The sequence below is a fragment of the Pseudomonas sp. P4_C3 genome, from assembly GCF_056402075.1.
The window spans coordinates 1-7,532 of record NZ_JBFUIC010000222.1 but is presented as its reverse complement, the minus strand read 5'-3'; the positions used below and the strand labels follow the sequence as shown (position 1 = coordinate 7,532).

Genomic DNA, 7,532 nt, shown 5'->3' with positions numbered 1-7,532 from the left:
GGGCGAACACCGAGCGCTCGCCGAGCAACCGGTAGTGGTCGTAGAYGTCCAGGTAACCCTTGCGCTCCGGGAACAGCGCCTTGACCCACTCGAYTTCCTTGAGGTTTTCGCTGATGTGRGTCTGCATGTACAGATCCGGGTAYTCGSTSAGCAACTGGCCGGCSAGAGTCAGCTGTTCCGGGGTGCTGGTCGGTGCGAAGCGTGGCGTCACTGCATAGTGCAGGCGACCCTTGCCGTGCCAGCGCTCGATCAGCGCCTTGCTTTCGACGTAGCTGGATTCGGCGGTGTCGGTCAGGTAGTCCGGGGCGTTGCGGTCCATCATCACCTTGCCGGCGATCATCCGCAGGTCCAGTTGCTCGGCGGCTTCGAAGAACGAGTTCACCGATTGCGGGTGCACGCTTCCGAATACGAGCGCAGTGGTGGTGCCGTTGCGCAGCAGTTCCTTGATGAAAATGTCCGCGACTTCATCGGCATGGGCCTTGTTGGCGAACTGGCTTTCGCACGGGAAGGTGTAGGTGTTGAGCCAGTCCAGCAATTGCTCGCCGTAGGCGCCGACCATGCCGGTTTGCGGTAGGTGGATATGGGTGTCGATGAAGCCGGGAGTGATCAGTGCGTCCTGATAGTGGGTGATTTCGACGTCAGCCGGCAGRGTCGGCAGCAATTCGCTGGCGTGGCCGAGGGCGCTGATCTGCCCGTTATCCACAACCAGCAAGCCGTCTTCGAAATACTCGTAGGAGGCTTCGATACCAACGATGGCGGGGTCGGCGATGCTGTGCAGGATGGCGGCGCGGTAAGCTTTGCGAGTCAGTGGCATGGGGATTCTCAATTGGAGGCTTGGCTGCGGCGTGACGCAGGCAGCAGTTTGGCAATCGATCCGGCGCTGGCGGTGTGCTGCCCGAAGTTCGCGTTATAGGTGGCGATGATTTCACCGGCGATGGAGATGGCGATTTCCACAGGCAACTTGCCTTTGACTTCGCCGATGCCCATCGGGCAGCGCATGCGTTGCACGACGCTGTTGTCGAAACCGCGGTCGCGCAGGCGATGTTCGAACTTCACCCGTTTGGTCTTCGAACCGATCAGGCCGAAGTAGGCGAAGTCGTTGCGCTTGAGGATCGCAGCGGTCAGTTCGAGGTCGAGTTGATGGTTGTGGGTCATCACGATGCAGTAGCTGCCGGCGGGCAGGTCATCGATTTCATCCACCGGTTCTTCGCTGACGATCTTGCGCACACCGTGGGGGATATGCTCGGGGAATTCCTCCTCCCGCGAGTCGATCCAGCGCACCCGGCAAGGCAGACTGGCCAGCAGCGGAACGAGGGCGCGGCCGACGTGGCCAGCACCGAACACGGCGATCTGCGCTTGAACCTGGCCCATCGGTTCGAACAGCAAAACGGTTGCACCACCGCAGCACTGGCCGAGGCTGGCACCGAGGCTGAAGCGCTCCAGATGCGTGTCCTGCTTGCCACTGGCGAGCATCTCGCGGGCGATCTTCATGGCCTTGTATTCCAGGTGCCCGCCACCGATGGTGTCGAAGCTCTGGTTCGCGCTGATGACCATCTTCGAGCCAGCGTTGCGCGGCGTCGAGCCGAGCTCTTCGATGATGGTCACCAGCACGCAGGGCTCACCCCGGTTTTGCAGGTCGGCGAGGGCGTCGATCCAGTTGTACATGTTCACCTCGACATCTGTGTGTCTGTTAGTCCGCCATCGCGAGCAAGCTCGCTCCCACATTGGATTTGTACAGGTCCAACAGTCAGCACATAACCCTGTGGGAGCGAGCTTGCTCGCGATAGCCGCACCTCGGTCTTAGAGCGAAGCCAACTCGGTCTGGGCTTCGACAGCCTTCGCTGCCTTCAGCTGGCGCATCTGCTCACAACCCCACAACACCCGCTCCGGAGTCGCCGGTGCGTCGATTTTCGGTTGATGCTTGTAATCGCCCAGGCTCGCCACGGCGTCCTTGATCGCACACCAGGAGGCAATGCCGAGCATGAACGGCGGCTCGCCCACGGCCTTGGAATGGAACACTGTGTCTTCCGGGTTCTTGCGGTTTTCCACCAGCTTGACGCGCAGGTCCAGCGGCATGTCCGCCGCGGTCGGGATCTTGTAGCTGGCCGGGCCGTTGGTCATCAGCTTGCCCTTGTTGTTCCACACCAGCTCTTCCATGGTCAGCCAGCCCATGCCCTGGATGAATCCGCCCTCGACCTGACCGATGTCGATGGCCGGGTTAAGCGAGGCGCCGACGTCGTGGAGGATGTCGGTGCGCAGCATCCTGTATTCGCCGGTCAGGGTGTCGACCAGCACTTCGCAGCAGGCGGCGCCAAAGGCGAAGTAGTAGAACGGACGACCACGGGCCTGGCTGCGGTCGTAGTAGATTTTCGGGGTCTTGTAGAAACCGGTGCTCGACAGCGACACCTGGGCGAAATACGCCTGCTGAATCAGTGCTTCGAAGGTCAGGATGTGATCGCGGACCCGCACGTGGCCGTTGTGGAATACCACGTCTTCTTCGCTGACCTTGTATTGGCGCGCGGCGAATTCCACCAGGCGTTTCTTGATGGTTTCAGCCGCGTTCTGTGCAGCCTTGCCGTTTAGGTCGGCACCACTGGAAGCGGCGGTCGGCGAGGTGTTCGGCACCTTGTCGGTGTTGGTCGCGGTGATCTGTACGCGGTCCATTTCCACCTGGAACACTTCGGCCACGACCTGCGCGACCTTGGTGTTCAGGCCCTGGCCCATTTCGGTGCCGCCATGGTTGAGGTGGATGCTGCCGTCGGTGTAGACGTGCACCAAGGCACCTGCCTGGTTGAGGAAACTCGCGGTGAAGGAAATACCGAATTTCACCGGGGTCAGCGCCAGGCCTTTTTTCAGGATCGGGCTGTTGGCGTTGTAGCGACGGATCGCTTCGCGACGCTCCGCGTACTGGCTGCTTTCTTCAAGTTCCGCGGTCATCTCTTCGAGCATGTTGTGCTCGACGGTCTGGTAGTAATGGGTGACGTTGCGCTCGGTCTTGCCGTAGTAGTTGGCCTTGCGCACTGCCAACGGATCAAGGGCCAGATGGCGGGAAATGGCGTCCATCACTTCTTCGATGGCGACCATGCCTTGCGGGCCGCCGAAACCACGGTAGGCGGTGTTCGACGCGGTGTTGGTCTTGCAGCGGTGACCGTTGATGGTCGCATCGCCCAGGTAGTACGAGTTGTCCGAGTGGAACATCGCCCGGTCGACGATCGACGCCGACAGGTCAGGCGAGCAACCGCAGTTGCCGGCCAGTTCCAGGTTGATGCCGTGCAGGCGGCCGGTGCTGTCGAAGCCGACGTCGTACTCGACATAGAACGGGTGACGCTTGCCGGTCATCAGCATGTCTTCGACCCGCGGCAGGCGCATCTTGGTCGGCTGGCCGGTGAGGTGAGCAATCACCGCGCACAGGCACGCCGGGCTCGCCGCCTGGGTTTCCTTGCCGCCGAAACCGCCGCCCATGCGGCGCATGTCGACGACGATCTTGTTCATCGACACGTCCAGCACTTCGGCCACCAGCTTCTGCACTTCGGTGGGGTTTTGCGTGGAGCAGTAGACGATCATGCCGCCGTCTTCGGTCGGCATCACCGAAGAGATCTGGGTTTCCAGGTAGAAGTGTTCCTGGCCGCCGATGTGCAAGGTGCCCTGGATGCGGTGCTCGGCGGTGGCCAGCGCCGTGGCTGAATCGCCGCGTTTGTGGGTATGGCTGTCGAGTACGAAGTGGCGTTTGCGCAGGGCTTCGACCACGTCCAGCACAGGTTCCAGGTCTTCGTATTCGATGATCGCGGCCATGGCCGCCTTGCGCGCGGTTTCCAGGTCTTTCGCTGCCACGGCGATCACCGGTTGACCGACGAATTGCACGGTGTCGATGGCCAGCAGAGGATCGCCCGGCAGCAACGGACCGATGTCCTTCAGGCCTGGCACGTCTTTGTGGGTGATGGCGATGCGCACGCCTTCGAAGGCGTAGCAGGGGGCGGTGTCGATACTGATGATCCGGGCGTGGGCGCGGTCCGACATGCGCGCATAAACGTGCAACTGGTTCGGAAACTCCAGGCGATCGTCGATGTACTGCGCTTCGCCAGCCACATGCTTGGCGGCGCTGTCGTGCTTGACGCTGCGGCCGACACCGGTGGTCAGGTCCTTGGCGAACAGTTCAGCCAGTTCGGCTTGGGTCTTCTCTACGGCGTGATGATTAGACATAAGCGGTCACCCGAGTCTCGATGTGCGGTGTTTGCAGTTCAATGAAGTATTTGCGCAGCAGGTTCTGCGCGCTGAGCAGGCGGTATTCCTTGCTGGCGCGGAAGTCCGAGAGCGGCGTGAAGTCTTCGCCCAAGGCAGCGCAGGCCCGCTCGATGGTGGCGTTGTTGAATGGCGCACCGAGYAACGCGGCTTCGCATGCAGCGGCGCGTTTCGGGATGGCGGCCATGCCGCCGAAGGCGACGCGGGCTTCAGCGACCACGCCGTTCTCCAGGCGAATGTTGAAGGCTGCACACACGGCAGAAATGTCGTCGTCCAGACGCTTGGAGATCTTGTAGGCGCGGAACAGTTTTTCGACGCTGGCGCGCGGCACGATGATCTTCTCGATGAACTCGCTTTCCTGGCGCGCAGTGACGCGGTAATCAATGAAGTAATCTTCCAGCGGCAGAGTGCGGCGAGTTTCGCCTTTGCACAGCACGATTTGCGCGCCGAGGGCGATCAGCAGGGGCGGCGAGTCACCAATCGGCGAAGCGTTGCCGATGTTGCCGCCCAGGGTGCCCTGGTTGCGAATCTGCAACGACGCGAAGCGGTGCAGTAATTCACCGAAGTCCGGGTACTCGGCGTTCAAGGCCTCGTAGCAATCGGAAAGGGCGGTGGCGGCGCCGATTTCCAGGCGATCGTCAAAACGTTCGATGCGCTTCATCTCGGCGACGTTGCCAACGTAGATCATCACCGGCAGGGTGCGGTGGAACTGCGTGACTTCCAGCGCCAGGTCGGTACCGCCGGCCAGCAGGCGGGCCTGTGGATAAGCGTCGTAGAGGTCGGCCAGGTCGGCCACGGTCAGCGGCACCAGGCAGCGTTTGTCGCCGCTGTTGAGTTCGCCGATATCGGTCGGGGCAATGGCTTTCAGGCGTGCGATGGTGTCGGCCTCACGGATGTCGAACTGGTCCGGCTGCTTGCCGCAGCAGGACTGCTCGGCGGCTTCCAGGATCGGCCGGTAGCCGGTGCAGCGGCACAGATTGCCGGCCAGTGCTTCGTGGGCCTTGGCATGATCCGGCGCATCGCTGTTCTTTTGCAGGGCAAACAGCGACATCACGAAGCCTGGGGTGCAGAAGCCGCATTGCGAGCCGTGGCACTCGACCATGGCTTTCTGCACGCTGTGCAGTTCACCTTTGTGCTTGAGGTCTTCAACGCTGATGAGCTGTTTGCCGTGCAGGGACGAAACGAACGTCAGGCACGAGTTGAGGCTGCGATAGCGAATGTGTTCGCGGCCGTCATCATCGGTCTGCAACTCGCCGACCACCACGGTGCAGGCGCCGCAGTCACCGCTGGCGCAGCCTTCTTTGGTGCCGGGTTTGCCCACATGGTCGCGCAGATAATTGAGCACGGTCAGGTTCGGGTCCAGGGCGTGCTCGCTACGGAGTTCCTGGTTTAGTAAAAACTGGATCACGGAAGGCCTCGCAGACTCATTATTGTTGTTAACCGATAGGAACTGAATTTAGCAGGTCTGACTTTTCGGTCAATGAATTTCTGACTTAAAGGTCAGGAAATTGCAATTTGTCGATTAACCACCTGTTCCTTAATTATTGTCGTTGGTTCGATAGCCTGCTTTTTTGCTTGAATCGTGCCAAAAACCACCGGGCGGGCACTCCGCCCTGATGCAGCAATTGCGCTACACTGCGCCGCTTGTACAGATCGAAGAGTTTGAAGGACAACCATGACGTTCAAGGCGCCGGACAGCCTCGCCGAGCAAATCGCTCACCACCTCGCCGAACGTATCATTCGCGGCGAAATGAAGCCCGGGGAGCGCATCCAGGAACAGAAAGTCACGCTGGCCCTCAATGTCAGCCGTGGTTCGGTTCGCGAGGCCTTGCTGATCCTCGAACGTCGGCACCTGATCGCGATCCTGCCGCGACGTGGCGCCCACGTTACCGAACTCACGCCGCACAAGGTGCAGAGCCTGTGCACATTGATGAGCGAGCTCTACATCCTGCTCGGTAACTCGGTGGCCAGTGGCTGGAAAATCCGGGCCGACATGGCGCCGTTCGTGCAGATCCAGCAGCGCCTGACTGCCAGCTACGAGCGTCAGGACATCCGCACCTTCGTCGACGACAGCTTCAATGTGATGCGCGCCGCGTATCCGTTCGCCAACAACCCGTACTTGCAGGAGACAGTCGAGAATCTGCAGCCGGCCATGAGCCGTGCGTATTTCCTCGCGCTGGACCAGCGCAAAGCGTCGATGAGCGAATTCCTCGAGCTGTTCGAACGCTTGCTCGCTGCCGTGCTGGCCCGTGACTTTCCGCAGATCCGCGAAGTGCTGACGGCTTATGCCCAGCGCAGTTGCGATCTGGTGGTTTCTGCCCTGACGGACGCCTGAGCGTGCGGCTCAAGTGCATCAAACTGGCGGGGTTCAAGTCCTTCGTCGACCCGACCACGGTGAACTTCCCCAGTAACATGGCGGCGGTGGTCGGGCCCAATGGCTGCGGCAAATCGAACATCATCGACGCCGTGCGCTGGGTGATGGGCGAGAGTTCGGCGAAGAACCTGCGCGGCGAGTCGATGACCGACGTCATCTTCAACGGCTCGACCAGCCGCAAACCGGTGAGCCAGGCGAGCATCGAACTGGTGTTCGATAACTCCGACGGCACATTGCTCGGTGAGTACGCCGCCTATGCGGAAATTTCCATTCGCCGCAAAGTGACCCGCGACAGCCAGACCACCTATTACCTCAACGGCACCAAATGCCGGCGCCGCGACATCACCGACATCTTCCTCGGCACCGGTCTTGGCCCGCGCAGCTACTCGATCATCGAGCAGGGGATGATCTCCAAGCTGATCGAGTCCAAGCCCGAAGACCTGCGTAACTTCATCGAAGAAGCCGCGGGCATCTCCAAGTACAAGGAGCGCCGGCGCGAGACGGAAAACCGCATTCGCCGCACCCACGAAAACCTGGAGCGCCTGACCGACCTGCGCGAAGAGCTTGAGCGTCAACTCGAACGCTTGCACCGCCAGGCCGAGGCGGCGAAGAAGTATCAGGAATACAAGGGCGAGGAACGTCAGCTCAAGGCCCAATTATCGGCCCTGCGCTGGCAGGCGCTGAACGATCAGGTCGGCCAGCGTGAAGCGATCATCGGCAACCAGGAAGTTTCTTTCGAAGCCCTGGTGGCCGAACAGCGCAATGCCGACGCAAGCATCGAGCGCCTGCGTGACGGCCACCACGACCTGTCGGAACGCTTCAACCTGGTGCAGGGGCGCTTCTACTCGGTCGGTGGTGACATCGCCCGGGTCGAGCAGAGCATCCAGCACGGTCAGCAGCGTTTGCGCCAGTTGCAGGA

General features: G+C 61.2%; 6 protein-coding genes. 2 read left to right on the top strand and 4 right to left on the bottom strand.

Annotated elements, in window-relative coordinates; translation table 11 throughout:
• From guaD to xdhA, 4 genes are all read right to left on the bottom strand, one after another.
• A partial coding sequence (gene guaD / locus AC1DVH_RS23600; protein WP_477755852.1) for a guanine deaminase occupies positions 1-814 on the bottom strand: 814 nt, incomplete at its 3' end.
• 8 nt (positions 815-822) lie between these two features.
• Positions 823-1,665 (bottom strand): xanthine dehydrogenase accessory protein XdhC, encoded by an 843-nt coding sequence (gene xdhC, locus AC1DVH_RS23595; RefSeq protein WP_477755851.1) that lies wholly within the window; start codon positions 1,663-1,665, stop codon positions 823-825.
• 135 nt (positions 1,666-1,800) lie between these two features.
• Positions 1,801-4,200, bottom strand: coding sequence for a xanthine dehydrogenase molybdopterin binding subunit (gene xdhB / locus AC1DVH_RS23590; protein WP_477755850.1), 2,400 nt, complete (start codon positions 4,198-4,200; stop codon positions 1,801-1,803).
• Positions 4,193-5,647 (bottom strand): xanthine dehydrogenase small subunit, encoded by a 1,455-nt coding sequence (xdhA, locus tag AC1DVH_RS23585; protein WP_477755849.1) that lies wholly within the window; start codon positions 5,645-5,647, stop codon positions 4,193-4,195. The genes xdhB and xdhA overlap by 8 nt, the downstream gene beginning before the upstream one ends.
• Positions 5,648-5,914: 267 nt before the next feature.
• On the opposite strand from xdhA, the gene AC1DVH_RS23580 reads away from it, so the two are divergent.
• Positions 5,915-6,574: a GntR family transcriptional regulator gene (locus tag AC1DVH_RS23580; protein ID WP_477755848.1), complete on the top strand. Its 660-nt coding sequence runs from the start codon at positions 5,915-5,917 to the stop codon at positions 6,572-6,574.
• Positions 6,575-6,576: 2 nt separating this feature from the next.
• A partial coding sequence (locus tag AC1DVH_RS23575) for a chromosome segregation SMC family protein (protein ID WP_477755847.1) occupies positions 6,577-7,532 on the top strand: 956 nt, incomplete at its 3' end.

Coding starts and splice junctions, on each gene's coding strand:
- xdhC (WP_477755851.1), bottom strand. CDS start 1,665: ATGTACAACTGGATCGACGCCCTCGCCGACCTGCAAAACCGGGGTGAG.
- AC1DVH_RS23580 (WP_477755848.1), top strand. CDS start 5,915: ATGACGTTCAAGGCGCCGGACAGCCTCGCCGAGCAAATCGCTCACCAC.
- xdhB (WP_477755850.1), bottom strand. CDS start 4,200: ATGTCTAATCATCACGCCGTAGAGAAGACCCAAGCCGAACTGGCTGAA.